The organism is Hamadaea sp., from assembly GCF_013362815.1.
GTDB lineage: Bacteria > Actinomycetota > Actinomycetes > Mycobacteriales > Micromonosporaceae > Hamadaea.
The window spans coordinates 12,568-30,710 of record NZ_JABFVK010000068.1; the positions used below are offsets into that span (position 1 = coordinate 12,568).

Genomic DNA, 18,143 nt, shown 5'->3' on the forward strand with positions numbered 1-18,143 from the left:
TCAAAGCTAGCCGATCGACAAGTGTGCCAGCTAGCCGATCGGCAAGGTCACACCTTGCCGATCGGCTTGTCGCCGCCTTGCCGATCGGCTAGTTTGAGGAGCAGAGGCGAACGCCTTTCACCCACCGTGAACTGCGTGTTTCGTCGCGATGACGGCTGCCTACCTCTCATATTGGAGTGCTCCAATGGCAACGTTCCTCTATCGCATCGGCCGGTTCGCGTACGCCCGACGATGGCTAGTGCTGGCGATCTGGGTGGTGTTCCTGGCCGTCGCGGGCGCCGGTGCCGCCGCCTTCGCCGGTAAGACGAGCAACGACTTCAGTATTCCCGGCACCGAATCGCAGCAGGCGATCGACCAGCTGGGCGAGCGGTTCCCCGAGGCGCACGCCGGTGGGGCCAGTGCCCGGGTGGTCTTCGTCGCGCCCGAGGGCAAGACGGTCGCCGACCCCGAAGTGCAGAGCGCCGTCTCAGCCGTCGTCGCCGCGCTGAAGGAGGCCCCGCAGGTCGCCAACGTCGCCGACCCGTACACCGCCAAGACGATCTCGCCGGACAATCCGCGGTTCGCCTTCGCTCAGGTGACTTACGGCGTACAGGGGATGGCGCTGACCGACTCCGACCGGGAGGCACTCCACGACGCGGCTCAGCTCGGGCGGGACAAGGGACTGACCGTCGAGGTGGGCGGCGACGCCCTGCGGGCCAACCCGGAGACGGGCATCGTCGAGGTGCTCGGCATCGTCATCGCCGCCGTCGTGCTCATCGTCACCCTGGGTTCGCTGATCGCGGCCGGGTTGCCGCTGCTCACCGCGTTCACCGGGATCGGCGTCGGGATCTCCGGCATCGCCTTGGCCGCGCGCTGGTTCGACGTCAACTCCAACAGCCTGATCCTCGCGCTCATGCTCGGCCTCGCGGTCGGCATCGACTACTCGCTGTTCATCGTCTCCCGCTTCCGGCATGAGCTGCTGGTCCGCAAGAACGGGCCGGAAGCGGCGGGCCGGGCGGTCGGCACCGCCGGATCGGCCGTCGTCTTCGCCGGCCTCACCGTGATCATCGCGTTGGCGGCGCTCTCCGTCGTCGGCATCCCGTTGCTGCGCAGCATGGGTCTGGCCGCCGCCGCGACGGTCGCCGTCTCCGTGCTCGTCGCGATCACCCTGCTCCCGGCCCTCCTCGGCTTCACCGGTACGCGTTTGATCCGCGGCCGCCTCTTCGGTCGGCGTACGCCGGACTCCGAAGCCGACACCGGCCCGACCCCGATGGGTGAGCGCTGGGCGAAGTTCATCGTGCGCTTCCGGGTGCCCGCGTTGCTGCTGGCCGTCGCAGGGCTCGTCGCCATCGCGATCCCGGCCGCCGGACTGCGGCTCGGGCTGCCCGACGACGGCATGCAAGCCTCGTCGACCACGCAGCGCAAGGCGTACGACTTGATGTCCGAAGGTTTTGGGCCTGGCTTCAACGGGCCGCTGGTGATCGTGGCCGAGCTGCCCGCGGGCAGTGACCCGCAGACCACCTCGGGCGCCCTGGCCGGCGCGTTGATGAAGGTCGACGACGTCCTGTACGCCGCACCGACCGGGGTGAGCCCGGACGGCAAGACGGCGCTGTTGACCGTGATCCCGAAGACCGGGCCGAACGACGAGAAGACTGCCGACCTGGTGACGGCGATCCGCGACCAGGCCGACGACCTGAAGGCGGCGACCGGCGCGACGGTGTCGGTGACCGGCCAGACGGCGCTGGCGATCGACGTGTCGGCGCAGCTCGGCAGCGCGCTCGTGCCCTACCTGTGCGTCGTCGTCGGACTGGCGTTCCTGCTGCTCCTGCTCGTGTTCCGATCCGTGCTCGTGCCGCTGACGGCCACGCTCGGCTTCCTGCTGAGCGTGGCGGCGACCTTCGGCGCGGTCGTGGCGGTCTTCCAGTGGGGCTGGCTGAGCGGCTTTTTCGGGGTCGAGGAGACCGGCCCGATCATGGGTATGCTGCCCGTGCTGCTGATCGGCATCCTCTTCGGACTTGCGATGGACTACCAGGTCTTCCTAGTCACGCGTATGCGTGAGGACTACGTCCACGGCGCATCCGCGCGCTCGGCGATCGTCACCGGTTTCCGGCACGGCGCTCGCGTGGTCACCGCGGCCGCCATCATCATGATCAGCGTCTTCGGCGGGTTCGTCTTCTCCGGCGAGACCCTCATCCAGTCCATCGGCTTCGCGCTGGCGTTCGGGGTGCTGGTCGACGCCTTCGTGGTCCGGATGACCATCATCCCGGCGCTGATGTCGCTGCTCGGCAAGGCTGCCTGGTGGCTGCCGCGCTGGCTGGACAAGGTCCTGCCCAATGTGGACGTCGAGGGGGAGAAGCTGGCCGCCGTGGCCGAACCGCCTGCGACACCAGCGCCGTCCACCCCGGCCAAGGCCCGCGTCCCCTAACCACCCCTCCCCTTTGGGGGGCGTCGCTCCTTTCCGCGCGATCATGAACTTTCGGGCGTTCTCGAGCGGCGTGTCGTGTCCACGGGGTCCTGATCAACTCCGCCCGAGCATGATCAACGGGAGGTAAGGCGGGCGGCTGCGGCATCGCGTACGCCGTCCTCCTCGATCGGATCGCCGGCCAGCTCGGTCAGCCACCGCACCGCGTCGTCGGTGAGCGGCGCGTGCTGGGCGGCGATCCGGCGTACGCCGGGCTCGCAGTCGAGTAGACAGATCGGTAGCAGTCGGGCCGTCTCCGCCGGTTCGAGCCGGAGCAGGCTCGTCAGGTAGCTCGCCCGCTCATACGAATGCGGTGATACGCGGAGCAGCCGATTCAGGGTCCGTACAAGGCGATCCCGGTCCGCACCGGCCCCGTCGGCGAGGAGCCGGGCGAGGCCGGCGGTGATCTCGTCGAAGCCGCACCAGCCAGGCTCGGCTTCGAATTGGTCGAGAGCGGTGAGCAGCGCGGGAACGTCGTCCGCGTCGCCGTATTCGGCGAGCATGCGTTGTCCGGTCCAGCACAACGGATGCGCAGGGTCGGCGGCCCACTCGCGGGCGGCGGGGACGGCCACGACGCCGAGCCGTCGGAGCGCGCTGCCCAGGAACGGCAGGTCGAGATCGCGTACGCGAGACGCCACCTCGAGCAGCCCCGGATCAGGATCGCGCCGACGCAGTTCCGTGAGTATCGCGCCCTTTGCTGACCGTTCGATCGATGGATTCAGTAGCGTCGCGAGCAGGTCGGCTGTGCTCACGTCGGAGAAGGAGAGCCTGCGGCCCTTCGCCGTCCGTCGGCGCGCCTCGTCGAGGATGGCGTCGAGCCGCGCGTCGCGGTCGGACCAGGATGCCCAGGGCTCGGTATCGGCGAAGATCTCGTCGGCATCGCGGAGAGTCAGCCGGATGGCCGCCAACTCCGACAAGTCGTCCCACCACTCTGGCGCCCACTCCGTCGCGACAGACTCCAGTACCTCGGCCCAGCGAGGGCCGTCCCCGACATAGGCGCGCAATGCCTCGCGTGCCTGGTCGTTCCCGATCCGGGCCAGGGTTTCCAATACGCCCAGCGCCAAGGCGAATTGGTTGTCGTCGTCGGTCGGGTCGGGTTCGGTGTAGTGCTTGCGTGGCCCACAAGCCCGGAGTTGCTCGATCAGCGGTGTGAGATCGAGGCGCAGGTAGCGAACGAGGCGCGCCAGATAGGTGCTGCGATCGTCGACCTGCCAGTCCCACCGATGGTCCCGGCGTAGGCCCTCGTAGACGACCGCCGGTCCGTCGGGATCAACTCGTGCGCGGTATGCCGCGATCCCGAGCCCGCGTTGCATCTGCCCGCGGAACGTACGCGGAGGGTCGTAGTGCCAGTCGTCGTCGCAGCCCATCAAGGTGAGTATGCGAACGCCGTCTACCGGTTATCAGCACCAGGCTGGATCAGGGTTCCCGGCCGGATCTTGGGCCAAGATCCGACCCAGAACCCTGATCTGGCGTGATGGGGGTACGGGTTGAGACGAGGTCCGGGTCATGCTCGACCCGGACGGTCACCCCTTCTGTCTTTACGCAAACGGCTGATCAGGCCGTGGGCACGGGCGCTTCGCGGGGCAGCACCGCCAGGACTCGCATGATGTGCTCGCGAAATTCCGACATGTACGCCGAAAGAAAGCTCGCCGTGCTCGGGTCGGTGACTTCCCCGTCGCCGGGGAACAGCTCGGGTTTGTATTGGATGTACGCCTCCGGTGCGGTCATCTGCCGGGCGTTGCAGAAGGCGAGCACACCGCGCAGGCTCTGCTGGGCGAGCGCCGTGCCGATCTGGCCGATCGAGGCTCCGATGACGGCGGCCGGGATGTGGTCGAAGGCGTTCTGTCCCCACGGGCGCGACGCCCAGTCGATCGCGTTCTTCAGCGCTCCGGGGATCGACCGGTTGTACTCCGGCGTCACGAACAGGATCGCCTGCGACCGGTGGATCGCCTCCTTCAGCGCGACCGCCTCGGGCGGGTACGCGGTGTCGAAGTCGGGGCTGTAGAGCGGCAGGTTCCCGATCGGGATCTCGGTGAACTCGAGGTCCTCCGGGGCGAGCCGGATCAGTGCCTTGGACAGTTCACGGTTGATCGAGGTCGACGAGAGGCTGCCGACGAAATATCCCACCTTGTACGTGGCCATGCCCTCTTTCTACCGTGGCTGAGCTGTGCAAACGGCTGGTTCGGGAACTCCGGGCGTGACAGCGGCCCGTGACACCTGGTCAACCAGGTGGGCGTACGCAAGATCGCGGTTCGGTCATGATCTCGGACCCAACGGATGACCTGCGAGAACGTTCGTCGCCGAGGTCTGAGGACGGCAGCCGATGCCGAATCGTGGTCGACCTGGTTACCGTGCGCTGGCATATTCGACCACCCCCGGAGAACATTCGTGTCTGCAGGACGTTTCAGCCCATTGATCCGCCGAGTTGGAATTCCGCTCGTGCTCGCGGTGGTCGGCACCGTGACCCTTGGCGTCGGCGTGTACGCCGCGTCCGTCAAGGACAGCCAGATCCCCACTACGGCGCAGGCATTCAAGCCCCATCAGTGCGACGGATTCGGCGCCTTGTCCGGCTCGCAGGACGGCTGGCATTTCGTCGTTCCGGACAAGCAGGGCGACGGCTTCACCAGCCTCACACTGACCTTCTCCACCCCGGGCGGCACGGTGACGGCCGGACCCATCACCAGCACCAACGCCGGTTCGCCGGACAGTGGGACGGGCTGGAAGGGCTGGCTGGACGCCGCGGGCAAGAAGCAGGAGTACAAGCACGCGTACGTGGTCACCGACGCGGGATGGACGTTGACGGCGGCCTCCGCGAAGCTCCTCAACGAGGCGAAGGACGCCGAGTTCAACCTGAGCCACACCTGCCCCGGTACGCCGGTCACGACGTCGCCGAGCCCGACGCGCTCGGTGCCGACCAGCCCGTCGCCGGAGGTCAGCGAGAGCCCGTCGACCAGCCCCTCTCCTGAGGTGAGCGAGAGCCCGTCGACCAGCCCGTCGCCGGAGGTCAGCGAGAGCCCGACGACCAGCCCCTCCCCGGAGGTGTCGGAGTCGCCGAGCACCAGCCCGTCGCCGGAGATCAGCGACAGCCCGTCGCCGTCACCGACGCTGTCGGAGTCGCCGAGCCCGACGCCGACCCTCTCGGAGAGCCCGTCGGAGAGCCCGAGCGCGACGACGAGCCCGACCACGTCGAAGAGCCCGACCACGAGCCCGTCGCCGGAGACGCCGCAGAGCCCGACCGTGTCGCCGTCGCCGACGACCGTCGAGATGCTGCCCACCACCGGTAGCTCGTTCAGCTCGATCCTCATCGTGGCCGGTTCGCTGCTCCTCGTCGGAGCCGTGCTGATCCTGGTCGCGACCCGCCGCCGGCTGGTCGAGATCGCGTAACCCCACCTGAAGACGAAAGCGCCGGGCGGAGATCCGCCCGGCGCTTTCGCGTACCACGATCGACTTGTCGAATCCGCGTATGACATGAAACCAGGCCGGCCCATTCGGACCGGCCTGGTTTTGGATTGGATCAGATGTCGAACCGGTCGAGGTTCATGACCTTGACCCACGCGTCGACGAAGTCGCCGACGAACTTCTCCTGGGCGTCGTCGCTCGCGTAGACCTCGGCCACCGCGCGCAGCTCGGAGTTCGAGCCGAAGACCAGGTCGGCGCGGCTGCCGGTCCACTTCACCTGGCCGGCCGCGTCGCGAGCCTCGTAGGTGAGGTCGTCGCCGGTGGGCGTCCACTGCGTGCCGAGGTCGAGCAGGTTGACGAAGAAGTCGTTCGTCAGCGACCCGGGACGGGTGGTGAGTACGCCGAGCGGCGAGTTGCCGTAGTTCGCGCCGAGCACGCGCAGACCGCCGACGAGCACGGTCAGCTCGGGTGCGCTCAGCGTGAGCAGGTTCGCCTTGTCCACCAGCAGGAACTCGGCCGGAAGCCGGTGGCCCTTGCCGACGTAGTTGCGGAAACCGTCCACAGTGGGCTCGAGCGGCGCGAACGACTCGACGTCGGTCTGCTCCGCGGTCGCGTCGACGCGGCCCGGCGTGAACGGCACCTCGATGTTGTGGCCGGCGGCCTTGGCCGCCTGCTCGACGCCGACCGAACCGCCGAGGACGATGAGGTCGGCCAGCGAGACCTTCTTCGCTCCACCCTGACCGTTGAACTGCTTCTGCACGCCTTCCAGCGCGCTCAGGACGAGGGCCAGCTCGCCGGGCTCGTTGACCTCCCAGCCGCTCTGCGGCTGTAGCCGGATGCGAGCGCCGTTGGCGCCACCCCGCTTGTCGCTGCCCCGGAACGTCGAGGCCGACGCCCACGCGGTCTTGACGAGCTGGGCGACGGACAGGCCGGTCGCGGCGATCTGACGCTTCAGCTCGGCGACGTCGGTCGCGTCGATCTGCTCGTGGTCGGCGGTCGGCAGCGGGTCCTGCCAGATCAGCACCTCGGATGGGACCTCGGGGCCGAGGTAGCGCGCGACCGGGCCCATGTCGCGGTGGGTCAGCTTGAACCAGGCGCGGGCGAACGCGTCCGCGAACTGCTCCGGGTTCTCCAGGAAACGCCGCGAGATCTGCTCGTAGACCGGGTCGAAGCGCAGCGACAAGTCGGTCGTCAGCATCGTCGGGCGGTGCTTCTTCGTCGCGTCGTACGCGTCCGGGATGATCTCGGCCGAGTTCTTCGCGACCCACTGGTGCGCCCCGGCCGGGCTCTGCGCCGGCTCCCACTCGTAGCCGAACAGGATCTCGAAGAAGCTGTTGCTCCACTGGGTCGGCGTGGTGGTCCAGGTGACCTCGAGGCCGCTCGTGATCGCGTCCGGGCCCTTGCCGCTGCGGTAGGTGCTCTTCCAGCCGAGACCCTGCGCCTCCAGCGGCGCGGCCTCCGGCTCGGCGCCGACATGGTCGGCCGGCCCGGCCCCGTGCGTCTTGCCGAACGTGTGGCCACCGGCGATCAGCGCGACGGTCTCCTCGTCGTTCATCGCCATCCGGCCGAACGTCTCGCGGATGTCCCGGGCGGCCGCGATCGGGTCGGGGTTGCCGTTCGGGCCCTCGGGGTTGACGTAGATGAGGCCCATCTGCACGGCGGCCAGCGGGTTCTCCAGGTCACGGTCGCCGCTGTAGCGGGCGTCGCCCAGCCAGGTCGTCTCCGGGCCCCAGTAGACGTCCTCGTCGGGCTCCCACACGTCGGCCCGGCCACCGGCGAAGCCGAAGGTCTGGAAGCCCATCGACTCCAGCGCCACGTTGCCCGCGAGGATCATCAGGTCGGCCCACGAGATCGACTGGCCGTACTTCTTCTTGACCGGCCACAGCAGACGGCGCGCCTTGTCCAGGTTGCCGTTGTCCGGCCAGCTGTTGAGCGGGGCGAACCGCTGCTGGCCGGCGCCCGCACCACCACGGCCGTCGCTGATCCGGTAAGTGCCGGCGCTGTGCCAGGCCATGCGTACCATGAACGGGCCGTAGTGACCGAAGTCGGCCGGCCACCAGTCCTGCGAGGTCGTCAGCACCTCGGCGATGTCCCGCTTGACGGCGGCGAGGTCCAGCGACTGGAACGCCTCGGCGTAGTCGAACTCCACGCCCAGCGGGTTCGCCACGGCGGGGTTCTTCGCGAGGATCTTCAGGTTGAGCTGGTTCGGCCACCAGCCGCGGTTGCCGCCACCCTGAGTCGGATGCGGCGCCCGTCCGTGCGCGACCGGGCAGCGGGACTCGGCCCCGGCCTCGGCGTCGTGAACGACGGCGTCGTGGTTCTCTGACATCGGATTCCTTCCGGGCTCACCTGTGGGTAATCACCCGCAGTCTTGCCCGTATTCTGGAATCAGTCAAGAAAATGGGCGTCAGGTCACCCAGTCTTCGCGCGTTGTTGGGCGTTACCCGGGATATTGCGGTCTCGCACGCTGTGCGAGAGGACGTTATCCCGGATAACGCGCCGCGCCCGATCAGGGCCGTACGTTGTGATTGCCGCTGAAGAGGTTGCCCGGGTCGTACTGCCGTTTGACCTCGGCCAGCCGTTCATAGGTGGCGGCAGGGTAGACCGCCGCGACGTCCGCCTCGGTCGCCGTGGCGAGGAAGTTGGCGTACGCCCCGGTGACGTGGGGCGCCAGGCGAGCCCAGATGGCGTCGATCCCCGGCCGGGCGGCATCCACGACCGGCTTCGGGCCGGCGACGGTGGTCAGCACCATCAACTCCGCCGGGCGGTGGGCGTACGCCGTGGCATCGGCCGGAACGCGGGAGATCGCCCCGCCGAGACTGCGTACGCCGATGAACGGGGGTCGCTCGGAGGCGCCCACTTCGGCCAGGATCCGCAGCACCTCCGGCACAGCGGCTTCGTCGACGAATCCGCTGCGGGTGAACAGCGCGATGCCGGGCGGCGGGACGACGCCGTCCACCAGGACATCCGCGTACGCCTTGAGCGTCACGTCGTCGTCCAGGACGGTGCCGAGTCGCCGGATCGGGTCGATCGCCCGGGCGGCCTGCTCGGCGTCGTCCCCGTCGAAGGCGACGCGGATCTCGATCGGAGCCGCGTTGCCGCCCGCGAACGGATTCGCCAGCTCCAGGATCGAGGTCAACTCCTCCGGTGCAGTACGCAGATACTCCGCCCAGCCGGCGAGCACGGTCGCCGCTTCGGCAGCGGGGAAGGAGATCCGTCCGAAGTAGACGTCGGAGGTGGAGTGCGCCGCGAACTCGAACGCCGTCACGACGCCGAAGTTGCCGCCACCGCCACGGATCGCCCAGAACAATTCGGGATCGTCCGCCTCCGTTGTGCGTACAAGTCGGCCGTCGGCCGTGACCACCTCGGCCGCGACCAGGGCGTCGAGCGCGAGCCCGTACTTGCGCGCCTTCCAGCCGATCCCACCAGAGAGCGTGAGGCCGCCGACGCCGACGCTGCGCGTGTCGCCGGAGGAGATTGCCAGGTCGTGCGGGGCGAGCGCGGCCGCGACCTGACCCCAGGTCGCGCCGCCGCCGATGCGGACGATCTTGCCGTCGACCTCGATGTCGGCGAGCGGGCTGAGGTCGAGGACGACGCCGCCCTCGTTCGTGCCGAACCCCGCGAAGGCGTGCCCGCCGCCCCGGACGGCCAGCGGGAGTACGGCGGAACTCGCGAAGGTCACCGCGGCCTGCACGTCGGCGACGGACTTGGGGCGCAGCACATAGGCGGGGCTGCCGACGACCAGGACAGTACGGCTGGCGGTCGGGTAATCGGCGTGATCGGGCTCGATGATGTCGCCGCTGAAGTCGCGGCGCAGGATGTCCAACTCGGTACTCATGCCCGTACGACGACGCAGCGGGGCGATGTGTGACATCTGGGGGTGTGACGCTCGTCTCCGCCCGGCGCGCTGGCGCTCGGCTGGCGTGCTCGGCGCTGCGCTGGCGCGTTATCCCGGGATAACGCGGTCTCGCACGGTGTTCGAGGGGACGTTATCCCGGATATCGCGCGGCCCGAGTGCCCCCGGAGCGCGCCCGAGTGCCGCCCGACGCGCGGCGGGACCCACGTCGGGTGTTCACGTATGTGGACGCGTGTCCATGCGTTGACGAACGAAGGCGTGCATGGCAATCTAGGGCGGCCTATCTGTTTGGACGCCTTACTAATAGATGAGGCGCACTCTCCGGAAAGGAGAACGGCCATGCCCACACCTGGCCGTACCTTGGCCGCTTTGGCGGCAGCGTTGACGATCAGCGGCGTACTGCTCGTGCCTTCGGCGGCCACCGCGGTCACCGGAACAGGTCCGATCACGGGGATCGGTGGCAAGTGCGTCGACGTGGCGGCGGCGAACTCCGCCAACGGAACCCAGGTCCAGCTCTACACCTGCAACGGCACCGCGGCCCAGCAGTGGACGGTCGGGGCCGACGGCACCATCCGGGCGCTCGGCAAATGCCTCAACGTCGCGGGAGCCGGGACGGCGAACGGCACCAAGGTGCAGATCTACGACTGCAATGGCACCAACGCGCAGAAGTGGCAGCAGAACGGGACCGCCCTGGTGAACGCCGGTTCGGGCACCTGTCTCGACGCGACCGGGCAGAGCTCGGCCGATGGGACGGCGTTGCAGATCTGGTCGTGCAGCGGCAACGCCAACCAGCAGTGGACGCTGCCCGGGACCTCGGCAGGCTTCGTGCACCCCGGCGTACTGGTGAGCCGGGCGCAGCTCGACTTCGTGAAGGGCAAGGTGAAGGCCGGAGCCCAGCCGTGGAGTAATGCGTACAACGCCATGCTGGCCAGTAAGTACGCGTCGTTGTCGCGTACGCCGGCGCCGCGCTCGGTCGTCGAATGCGGTCCCTATTCCAACCCCAACTACGGGTGCACTGACGAACGCGAAGACGCGATCGCGGCGTACACCGACGCACTCGCCTGGTACATCAGTGGCAATTCGGCGTACGCGTCGAAGGCGATCCAGCTCATGGACGCCTGGTCCGCGGTGATCACCGATCACACCAACTCGAATGCGCCGCTTCAGACCGGCTGGGCCGGTTCGGTATGGCCCCGCGCGGCCGAGATCATCAAGTACACCTACAGCTCGTGGCCCAACTCCGGCCGGTTCGCGACAATGCTGCGCAACGTCTATCTGCCCGAGGTCCGCAACGGCTCGAACAGCAACGGCAACTGGGAACTGTCGATGATGGAGGCTGCGGTCGGCATCTCGGTGTTCCTCGACGACCGGGCGAGCTACAACGCTGCGGTGACGCGCTATCTCAATCGCGTACACGCCTATGTGTATCTGTCCAGTGACGGATCGCTGCCCTACACCGTCCCGGGCAGCGGACTCGACACGAGCAGCGAGATCATCGCGTACTGGCAGGGGCAATCGACCTTCGTCACCGGGCTCACCCAGGAGACCTGCCGCGACTTCACCCACACGGGCTACGGCATCTCGGCGATCTCGCACGTCGCGGAGACCTCGCGCGTCCAGGGCCAAGACCTCTACCCGCAGGTGGGGGAGCGGTTGCGGCAGGCGCTCGGCTTCCAGTCCACCTATCAAATGGGTGCGTCCGTGCCGTCGTGGCTTTGTGGTGGGTCGCTCAATCTCGGCCTCGGGCCGATCACCGAAGTCGGCTACAACGCGATGCACAATCGCCTCGGCTATGGCATGACCAACACCCAGAACCTAACGCTCCAGCAACGCCCGGCCGGGAGCAACAATCTGTTCGTCGCGTGGGAGACGCTCACGCACGGCGACAATCCAGCATGATTTTCTGATACGCACAACGCAGTGCCCGAAGCCGGGAGTGGCGGTTGCCACGTCCCGGCTTCGGAAAGTCCGTCAGCCGAACGCCGGAGCATTCTCCGTACACCATTGCGCGAAGGTTCGAGCGGGCCGCCCGGTCAGGTCCTCCACAGTAGATACGACGGTGTAACCGATCTCAGGGGTGTTCCCGTATACGAAGATCAGGAAGTCGATGATGTCGGCGGCCAATCCCTCGCCTGCCCACTTCTCACGGGCTTCCGCTTCGGTGAGTTCGACCAGTCCGATCTCCCGGCCGAGAGCGGCGCTCAACGCCGCGACCTTCTCGGGCACGGTCAGCACCTCGGGACCGGTGACCGTGTAGGTCCGGCCACCGTGGCCGTCCTCGGTCAGCGCCACCACGGCGACCGCCGCGATGTCGGCCTCGTGCACCATCGCGCTGCGCCGGTCGAGGAACGGCTCCCTGATCGCGCCCTGCTGGACGGCCGGAATCCAGGCCAGCGCGTTGCCCATGAACTCGACCGGCTGCACAAGTGTCCAGGCCAGGTTGCTGTCGCGCAGCGCCTTCTCGACGCCGGACTCGTCCTTGTTGCCGAGCAGGGTGACGCGCTTGACGCCGGCCCGGCTCGCCAGCTCCACCAGCTCCGGTCCGGTGGTCAGCGGCTGGTAGCCACCGCCGTCGAAGCTGATCAGGTGCATGGCCTCGACGCCGTCGAGCGCGTCGGCGAGGCTGCCGGGATCGGTCAGGTCGCCGACGACCATCTCCGCGCCGGGCAGGGCGGCTTCGGGATTGCGGGTCAGCGCCCGCACCGAGTGCCCCTGCTCGACGAGCTGGGCGACGATCTGGCGGCCGACGGTGCCGGTGGATCCGGCGATCAGGATTCTCATGCCGCTAAAGCTAGAAGCTCATTAGGAATGGTTCGTTCCTAATGCTTGATTCTTTCGACATGAATCCGATGGAATGGCGGTTCTGCGTTCGGGAAGCGGGGGTCATGAAGCTACTTGCGGACCGGTTGACGCTGCTCCGGGCGCTGCGGGGCGCCAGGCCGGCGTTGGTAGTCGCACTTGCTCTCGTACTGGTGGCGGGGGCGTGCGTACCGGGGTTCATGGCGATCGCCCTCGGCTGGACGGTCAGCCGCCTCCAAGACTCCGAATCCTCGAACGTGCTGGCCGCTTCGGTGCTTCCGGTGATCGTGCTCGGCCTCGTCGTCCTGGCGGGCCACGTCGCGGACGCATTCGCCAAGCCGATCGAGTTCGCCGTGCGGGCGCAGATCGACGGCGGCCACCGGCGCGACATCCTGCGGCTGACCACCGGTTCCTCGTCGGTCGCTCCGCTGGAGGACGCCGAGGTTCAGGGCCTCATCCGGCGAGCCGGGGCCGAGCCGGACTACGGCGTCACCACTCCGGCCGATGGTGCTCTGGTCCAGCTGCGTTGGTTCGCCGGCCTCATCGGCGTGGGGGTGGCCTGTGCCGTCCTGGCGAACTACCGATGGTGGCTGGTGCCGGTGTTGCTGATTCCGGCGGTAATCGGCCTGGCTCTGCGTACGCGGCAGTACTTTGCCGCAGTGAAGGCGCTGGAATCGGCGATGCGGGAAGAGTTGCACGCCGATGTCTGGCGGAACGCGGCGGCGTCGGCCGGTTCCGGGAAGGACGTGCGGGTGTTCGGGTTCGCCGACTGGATGATCGCCCGGATGCAACGGCACATCGAGGACGGCAACATGCCGTTCTGGTCGCACATCGGGCGCATTTCCGGGCAGTCGTGGCGGCAATTCCTTCTCGTGCTCGCCGGCCTGCTTCCGGCGTACACGTTGGTGAGCCGAGACGCGGCGATCGACGTGACGACGGTGTCGGTGCAGACGTCGGTCCTGGTCGCGGCCTGGACCGTGTTCCTCGCGATCGGCACGGGCGAGATGGTCTACCAGATGGTCGGGGCGGTCGGCGTGCTGGAGGCCTACGCGAGCCTGAAGGCGCGCCTCACGGCGGATGTCGCCGAGCCTGCCAAGGTGACGACGGAGCGCGCCGATGAGCGGCCGCCGTTGGTGCGCTTCGAAGATGTGCGGTTCGGCTATCCCGGCGTCTCGCGCGTCGTGCTCGACGGGCTGAACCTCGAGATCAAGCCGGGGGAGCTGCTGGCGCTGGTGGGCCTGAACGGCGCAGGCAAGTCCACCCTCATCAAGCTGCTGTCCGGTCTGTACGAACCGACCGGCGGGCGGATCACCGCCGACGGCGTCCCGATCGACGCAGTCGGTTGGGACGCCTGGCGGTCCCGGCTGTCCGTGGTGTTCCAAGACTTCAATCGCTACGAGCTGAGCGCCGCCGACAACGTCGTCCTCGGGTACGCCCACCGGCCGGCCGACCTGTCGGCAGCGGACGTGGCCGCGGAGCGAGCGGGCTTCGGCCCGGTGCTTCAGCGGTTACCGCAAGGCTGGCAGACGGTGCTGTCCCGGAACCGGCGCGGCGGCGTGGATCTGTCCGGTGGCCAATGGCAGCAGCTCGTGCTCACCCGGGCGTTGTACGCCGTGCAGAGCGGTGCTCGCCTGCTGGTGCTCGACGAGCCGACTGCCCACCTCGACGTGCGGACGGAGTTCGAGGTCTTCAGCCGGTTGGCCGAGCAGCGCGGTGACACCAGCGTCGTGCTGATCTCCCACCGGCTGTCCACTGTGCGGCAAGCCGACCGGATCGTGCTGCTGGAGAACGGCGCGATCACCGAGATGGGCGACCACGGTGAGCTAATGGCGCTGAACGGCACGTACGCCCGGCTCTTCCGGATTCAGGGGGAGCGGTTCCAGAACGACACGGAGTCGACCTCATGAGGCGGACGATCAAGCTCTGGACCGAGATGATCGGCTTGTCCTGGCGCCGAGTTCCGGGACTCACCGTGCTCGCGATCCTCTCGCTCGTCGTCCGGGTGGCCGGGGTGGCGGGCGGGGCCTTCGCCCTGCGAGCGGCGGTCGACGAGGCGACTCGGGGCGTCGCCGACGCGGCCGTGCTCGCGGCCATCGGTGCGGCGATCGCGTACGCACTGCTGATAGTGGTGCAGGAGATCACCGACTCGCTCACGCTCACCATCGCCGACCGGGTCGGCCGGTTGGACGTGCATCCCCGGATCCACCGCGATCTGGCCGGCCTGGAAGGGCTGGAACATCTCGAGCGCACCGAGTTCCTCGACCGGATCACGTTGGTACGCAAGGCGGGCGGCCGCCTCGCCGGGGGCGCCTGGAACGGGCTGAAGACGATCGCGGGGATTCTGAATCTCGTCATCGTGCTCCTGCTGCTCGGCAGCATCAGCCCGTGGCTGCTGTTGTTGCTGCCGTTCGCCGCCGTCCCGATCTGGTGCGACAGCCGCGGCAACGCCGCGGTCCAGCGCGCCGACCTGGCGACGGCCGAGCAATACCGGCTGCAGCAGCATCTGTTCGAACTCGGCACGGGTACCGCCCCCGGCAAGGAACTCCGCGTGTCTGGGGCCGGCCGGGCACTCGTCGAGCTTCAGCACGAGGCATGGCGTACGGCGATGGGGGTTCGGCTGAGGGCCACTGTGCGGTCGGGTGCTTGGTCGCTCGTGGGGTGGACGGTCTTCGTCGCGGCGTTCGTCGGCGGCATCCTGCTCTCGGTCCGGCAGACCGCGAACGGTCACGGAACAGCCGGTGATCTCGTCCTGCTCGTGACCGTCGCGGTCACCCTGCGCGCCTCCATCCAGAGCACGGTGGAGTCGACCACCACGGCGGCGGGTGCTCGGCAGTACATCGCGCCCTACCTCTGGTTACGCGACTACGCCGACCAGGCCCGGTCGGAGCGGGCCGGGCAGGCCGTGCCGCCCGCCGTGCTCAGCGAGGGCATCGTCCTCGACCACGTCACCTACACCTATCCGGGTACGCACGCCAAAGCGGTCGACGACGTCAGCGTCACGTTGCCGGCCGGGTCGGTGGTCGCGATCGTCGGCGAGTACGGCTCCGGGAAGACGACCCTGGTCAAGCTTCTGGAGAAGTTCTATCGGCCTGACAGCGGACAGATTCTCGTGGACTCGGTGCCACTGAGCGATGTGGACACCGAGCAGTGGCGTACGCGGTCGACGGCGGCGTTCCAGGACTTCGGCCGGTTCCACACCACGGTGCGGGAGAACGTCGGCCTCGGCGATCTGGCGGCGCTCGCCGACGAAGACCGCGTACGCCGGGCGCTGGCCGAGGCCGACGCCGCCGACCTGGTCGAGCAGCTACCCGACGGCCTCGACACGTTGCTCGGACGGCAGCTCGGTGGCCTCGACCTGTCCGAAGGACAGTGGCAGCGGACGGCCTTGGCGCGGGCGTCCATGCGTACCGACCCGTTGCTGCTGATCCTCGACGAGCCGACCGCCTCCTTGGACGCGCCCAGCGAGCAGGCCATCTTCGAGCGGTACATGGCTCGGGCCCGTCAGCTCGCCGAGCGCACCAAGGCGATCACCGTGATCGTCTCCCACCGGTTCTCCACCGTCACCGGGGCGGACCTGATCCTGGTGCTCGACCGGGGACGGCTGACCGAGTTGGGCACTCATGCCGAACTGCTGCGAATGGGCGGCACCTACGCCGAGCTCTACCGAATCCAGGCGACTGCGTACCAGGTCGGCTGACTCAGCGGAGGTCGGCGGCGCTGGGCACGACGACGGCGTACAGGTCGCCGATCGTCGCGAGCGCGGCTCGATGCTGGTCTGCGGCGGCGATCGGACCGGCGGCCGAGGGCAAAGCCCGGGTGGCGCACGCGTCGGCGACCACGGTGGGCGCGTTGCCGCGCAGGAACGCTCCTTCCGCGGTGAAGGTCACGCACATGTGGGTCATGAACCCCGCGACAACGACATCTTTGTTTCCGGCGGCGTCGACGAGATCGCCGAGGTCGGTGCCGACGAACGCGTTCGGGGCGGTCTTGACCACGACCTGCTCGCCGGCGATCGGTGCGACTCGTTCATGGATCTGGCCGAGTTCACTGTCGAGGTCGTACGGGCTGCCGGCACCGCCGTCGTGCTGGATGTGAATGACGGTTGATCCGGCGGTCCGGGCCCGGGCGAGTAGGTCGGCCGCCTCGTCGAGCGCCGCTCGCCAGCCGTCGAGCTCCAGCACGCCGCGGGTATAGGTGTTCTGGTAGTCGACGAGGATCACCGTCGAGCCGGCCAACGCGGCAGGCTCGACCGGGAACCCGCTGATCTCGCGAAGTGTCGGGCGGGAGGCGTTTGTGCTGGTCAGTTCGGTCATGGCACTATGGTGGCTGACCTGATTCCGGTTCGACATACGAAATCGGGTCACACCCGATCATGATCGGCTCACGGTGGGAGGAAGCATGAGCCCGGCGACCGCCGTTCTCGCATTCGAGGGGATCAGCCCGTTCCACCTCGCAGTCCCCTCGCTGGTGTGGGGACCGGAGTCCCCGGCGGGCGACATGACCCCGTGGGACATCACCGTGGCCGCACCCGAACCGGGCCGGCTGATCACCAGCGCCGGGTACGCCATCGACGTCCCCGCCGGGCTCGAAGCGCTCGCCGAAGCCGACCTCGTCGTCGTGCCCTGGTGGGCCGACCCGACGGTGGCCGCGCCCGAACCGGTGCTGGCCGCCTTGCGAGACGCGCACGACCGAGGCGCGGTCGTCGTCGGGCTGTGCCTGGGAGTCTTCGTCGTCGCCGACTCCGGCGTCCTGAACGGCCGGGCGGCGACGACTCATTGGAAGTGGGTCGACACCTTCCGCCGCCGCTTCCCCCAGGTGGACCTGCGGCCGGAGGAGCTCTACGTCGACACCGGCGACGTGGTGACCGGCGCAGGCGCGACCGCGGGCATCGACACCTGCCTGCACCTGCTCGCCCGGACCTCCGGGCAGGCCGTCGCCAACCGGGTCGCCCGGCGCATCGTCGCCGCTCCACACCGCAGCGGCGGGCAGGCGCAGTTCATCGAGCTGCCCGTGCCCGACCCCGGAGAAGATCCGCTGAACCGGGCGCTCGGCTGGGCGCAGTCTCATTTGGACAGATCACTCGGCATCGACGAGCTCGCCGCGCAGGCGCACATGAGCCGCAGTACCTTCACCCGGACGTTCCGGGCACGTACGGGGACGACGGTGCACCGATGGCTCGTCACCCAGCGCCTCGATCGGGCCCGGCAGCTCCTCGAGACGACCGATCTGGGGGTGGACGCCGTCGCCGCCCGATCCGGATTCGGTACGCCTACGCGGTTGCGCGAGCACTTTGCGGCTGCCTTGGGGACGACGCCCACTCGGTACCGGGCGTCTTTCGCCGGCTCCTAGCCGACCGCTGGCTTTTCCGGGCTGGATCAGGGTTCTGGGTCGAATCACGCTCCAAGATTCGACTCAGAACCCTGATCCAGCGCCAGTCCAGCGCCGAGGGAGCGGTGTCAGGACAGGGCGAACTTCTGGGCCGCGGAGCCGTTGCAGTCCCAGATCTGCAGCCGGGTCCCGTTCGCCGTGGCGCCGCTGGGCGAGTCCAGGCACCGGCCCGACTGCGGATTACGCAACGACCCGTCCGCCTGCTGCTGCCACACCTGCGCCCCGGTGCCGTTGCAGTCGTACAACTGCACCTGAACACCG

At 68.6% G+C, this 18,143-nt stretch carries 13 protein-coding genes; 6 read left to right on the plus strand and 7 right to left on the minus strand.

Features of this window, described 5'->3' with window-relative positions; all coding sequences use genetic code 11:
- Nucleotides 1-184: 184 nt before the first annotated feature.
- Nucleotides 185-2,404, plus strand: coding sequence for an MMPL family transporter (locus tag HOV77_RS27685; protein WP_290866766.1), 2,220 nt, complete (start codon nt 185-187; stop codon nt 2,402-2,404).
- A gap of 113 nt (nt 2,405-2,517) precedes the next feature.
- Here the strand turns inward: HOV77_RS27685 and HOV77_RS27690 are convergent, their stop codons facing one another.
- Both HOV77_RS27690 and HOV77_RS27695 read right to left on the minus strand, forming a co-directional pair.
- Complete coding sequence (locus tag HOV77_RS27690; RefSeq protein WP_290866769.1) at nt 2,518-3,807, minus strand: hypothetical protein; 1,290 nt, start codon at nt 3,805-3,807, stop codon at nt 2,518-2,520.
- A gap of 187 nt (nt 3,808-3,994) precedes the next feature.
- Nucleotides 3,995-4,582, minus strand: a complete 588-nt coding sequence (locus HOV77_RS27695; RefSeq protein ID WP_290866772.1) for an NADPH-dependent FMN reductase — start codon at nt 4,580-4,582, stop codon at nt 3,995-3,997.
- 297 nt (nt 4,583-4,879) lie between these two features.
- Between HOV77_RS27695 and HOV77_RS27700 the strand changes: the two genes are divergently transcribed.
- The gene (locus HOV77_RS27700; protein WP_290866775.1) at nt 4,880-5,824 is read left to right on the plus strand and encodes an LPXTG cell wall anchor domain-containing protein; all 945 of its coding nucleotides are present in this window, start codon (nt 4,880-4,882) and stop codon (nt 5,822-5,824) included.
- A gap of 130 nt (nt 5,825-5,954) precedes the next feature.
- On the opposite strand, the gene katG is transcribed toward HOV77_RS27700, so the two are convergent.
- Complete coding sequence (katG, locus tag HOV77_RS27705; protein ID WP_290866778.1) at nt 5,955-8,168, minus strand: catalase/peroxidase HPI; 2,214 nt, start codon at nt 8,166-8,168, stop codon at nt 5,955-5,957.
- 180 nt (nt 8,169-8,348) lie between these two features.
- Nucleotides 8,349-9,677, minus strand: coding sequence for an FAD-binding oxidoreductase (locus HOV77_RS27710; protein ID WP_290866781.1), 1,329 nt, complete (start codon nt 9,675-9,677; stop codon nt 8,349-8,351).
- 357 nt (nt 9,678-10,034) lie between these two features.
- On the opposite strand from HOV77_RS27710, the gene HOV77_RS27715 reads away from it, so the two are divergent.
- Nucleotides 10,035-11,594, plus strand: a complete 1,560-nt coding sequence (locus HOV77_RS27715) for a ricin-type beta-trefoil lectin domain protein (protein ID WP_290866783.1) — start codon at nt 10,035-10,037, stop codon at nt 11,592-11,594.
- Between the two features lie 72 nt (nt 11,595-11,666).
- Here the strand turns inward: HOV77_RS27715 and HOV77_RS27720 are convergent, their stop codons facing one another.
- Nucleotides 11,667-12,476 carry an NAD(P)H-binding protein gene (locus HOV77_RS27720; protein ID WP_290866786.1) on the minus strand — a complete coding sequence of 270 codons (810 nt, stop codon included), beginning with the start codon at nt 12,474-12,476 and terminating at the stop codon, nt 11,667-11,669.
- Between the two features lie 104 nt (nt 12,477-12,580).
- On the opposite strand from HOV77_RS27720, the gene HOV77_RS27725 reads away from it, so the two are divergent.
- Nucleotides 12,581-14,401 (plus strand): ABC transporter ATP-binding protein, encoded by a 1,821-nt coding sequence (locus HOV77_RS27725; protein ID WP_290866788.1) that lies wholly within the window; start codon nt 12,581-12,583, stop codon nt 14,399-14,401.
- Nucleotides 14,398-16,191, plus strand: coding sequence for an ABC transporter ATP-binding protein (locus tag HOV77_RS27730; protein ID WP_290866792.1), 1,794 nt, complete (start codon nt 14,398-14,400; stop codon nt 16,189-16,191). The genes HOV77_RS27725 and HOV77_RS27730 overlap by 4 nt, the downstream gene beginning before the upstream one ends.
- Before the next feature lies 1 nt (nt 16,192).
- Here the strand turns inward: HOV77_RS27730 and HOV77_RS27735 are convergent, their stop codons facing one another.
- A complete protein-coding gene (locus HOV77_RS27735) occupies nt 16,193-16,807 on the minus strand; it encodes a cysteine hydrolase family protein (RefSeq protein WP_290866795.1) in 615 nt (204 codons plus the stop codon).
- Between the two features lie 85 nt (nt 16,808-16,892).
- On the opposite strand from HOV77_RS27735, the gene HOV77_RS27740 reads away from it, so the two are divergent.
- Nucleotides 16,893-17,843: a helix-turn-helix domain-containing protein gene (locus tag HOV77_RS27740; protein WP_290866798.1), complete on the plus strand. Its 951-nt coding sequence runs from the start codon at nt 16,893-16,895 to the stop codon at nt 17,841-17,843.
- Between the two features lie 107 nt (nt 17,844-17,950).
- On the opposite strand, the gene HOV77_RS27745 is transcribed toward HOV77_RS27740, so the two are convergent.
- Nucleotides 17,951-18,143, minus strand: a 193-nt coding sequence (locus tag HOV77_RS27745) for an RICIN domain-containing protein (RefSeq protein ID WP_290866801.1), incomplete at its 5' end; no start/stop codon positions are given.

What these genes read in the sequence shown, in the direction of transcription:
- katG (WP_290866778.1), bottom strand. Translation starts at nt 8,168, where the DNA reads ATGTCAGAGAACCACGACGCCGTCGTTCACGACGCCGAGGCCGGGGCC.
- HOV77_RS27730 (WP_290866792.1), top strand. Translation starts at nt 14,398, where the DNA reads ATGAGGCGGACGATCAAGCTCTGGACCGAGATGATCGGCTTGTCCTGG.
- HOV77_RS27695 (WP_290866772.1), bottom strand. Translation starts at nt 4,582, where the DNA reads ATGGCCACGTACAAGGTGGGATATTTCGTCGGCAGCCTCTCGTCGACC.
- HOV77_RS27725 (WP_290866788.1), top strand. Translation starts at nt 12,581, where the DNA reads ATGAAGCTACTTGCGGACCGGTTGACGCTGCTCCGGGCGCTGCGGGGC.
- HOV77_RS27740 (WP_290866798.1), top strand. Translation starts at nt 16,893, where the DNA reads ATGAGCCCGGCGACCGCCGTTCTCGCATTCGAGGGGATCAGCCCGTTC.
- HOV77_RS27710 (WP_290866781.1), bottom strand. Translation starts at nt 9,677, where the DNA reads ATGAGTACCGAGTTGGACATCCTGCGCCGCGACTTCAGCGGCGACATC.
- HOV77_RS27720 (WP_290866786.1), bottom strand. Translation starts at nt 12,476, where the DNA reads ATGAGAATCCTGATCGCCGGATCCACCGGCACCGTCGGCCGCCAGATC.
- HOV77_RS27735 (WP_290866795.1), bottom strand. Translation starts at nt 16,807, where the DNA reads ATGACCGAACTGACCAGCACAAACGCCTCCCGCCCGACACTTCGCGAG.
- HOV77_RS27685 (WP_290866766.1), top strand. Translation starts at nt 185, where the DNA reads ATGGCAACGTTCCTCTATCGCATCGGCCGGTTCGCGTACGCCCGACGA.
- HOV77_RS27715 (WP_290866783.1), top strand. Translation starts at nt 10,035, where the DNA reads ATGCCCACACCTGGCCGTACCTTGGCCGCTTTGGCGGCAGCGTTGACG.
- HOV77_RS27690 (WP_290866769.1), bottom strand. Translation starts at nt 3,807, where the DNA reads ATGGGCTGCGACGACGACTGGCACTACGACCCTCCGCGTACGTTCCGC.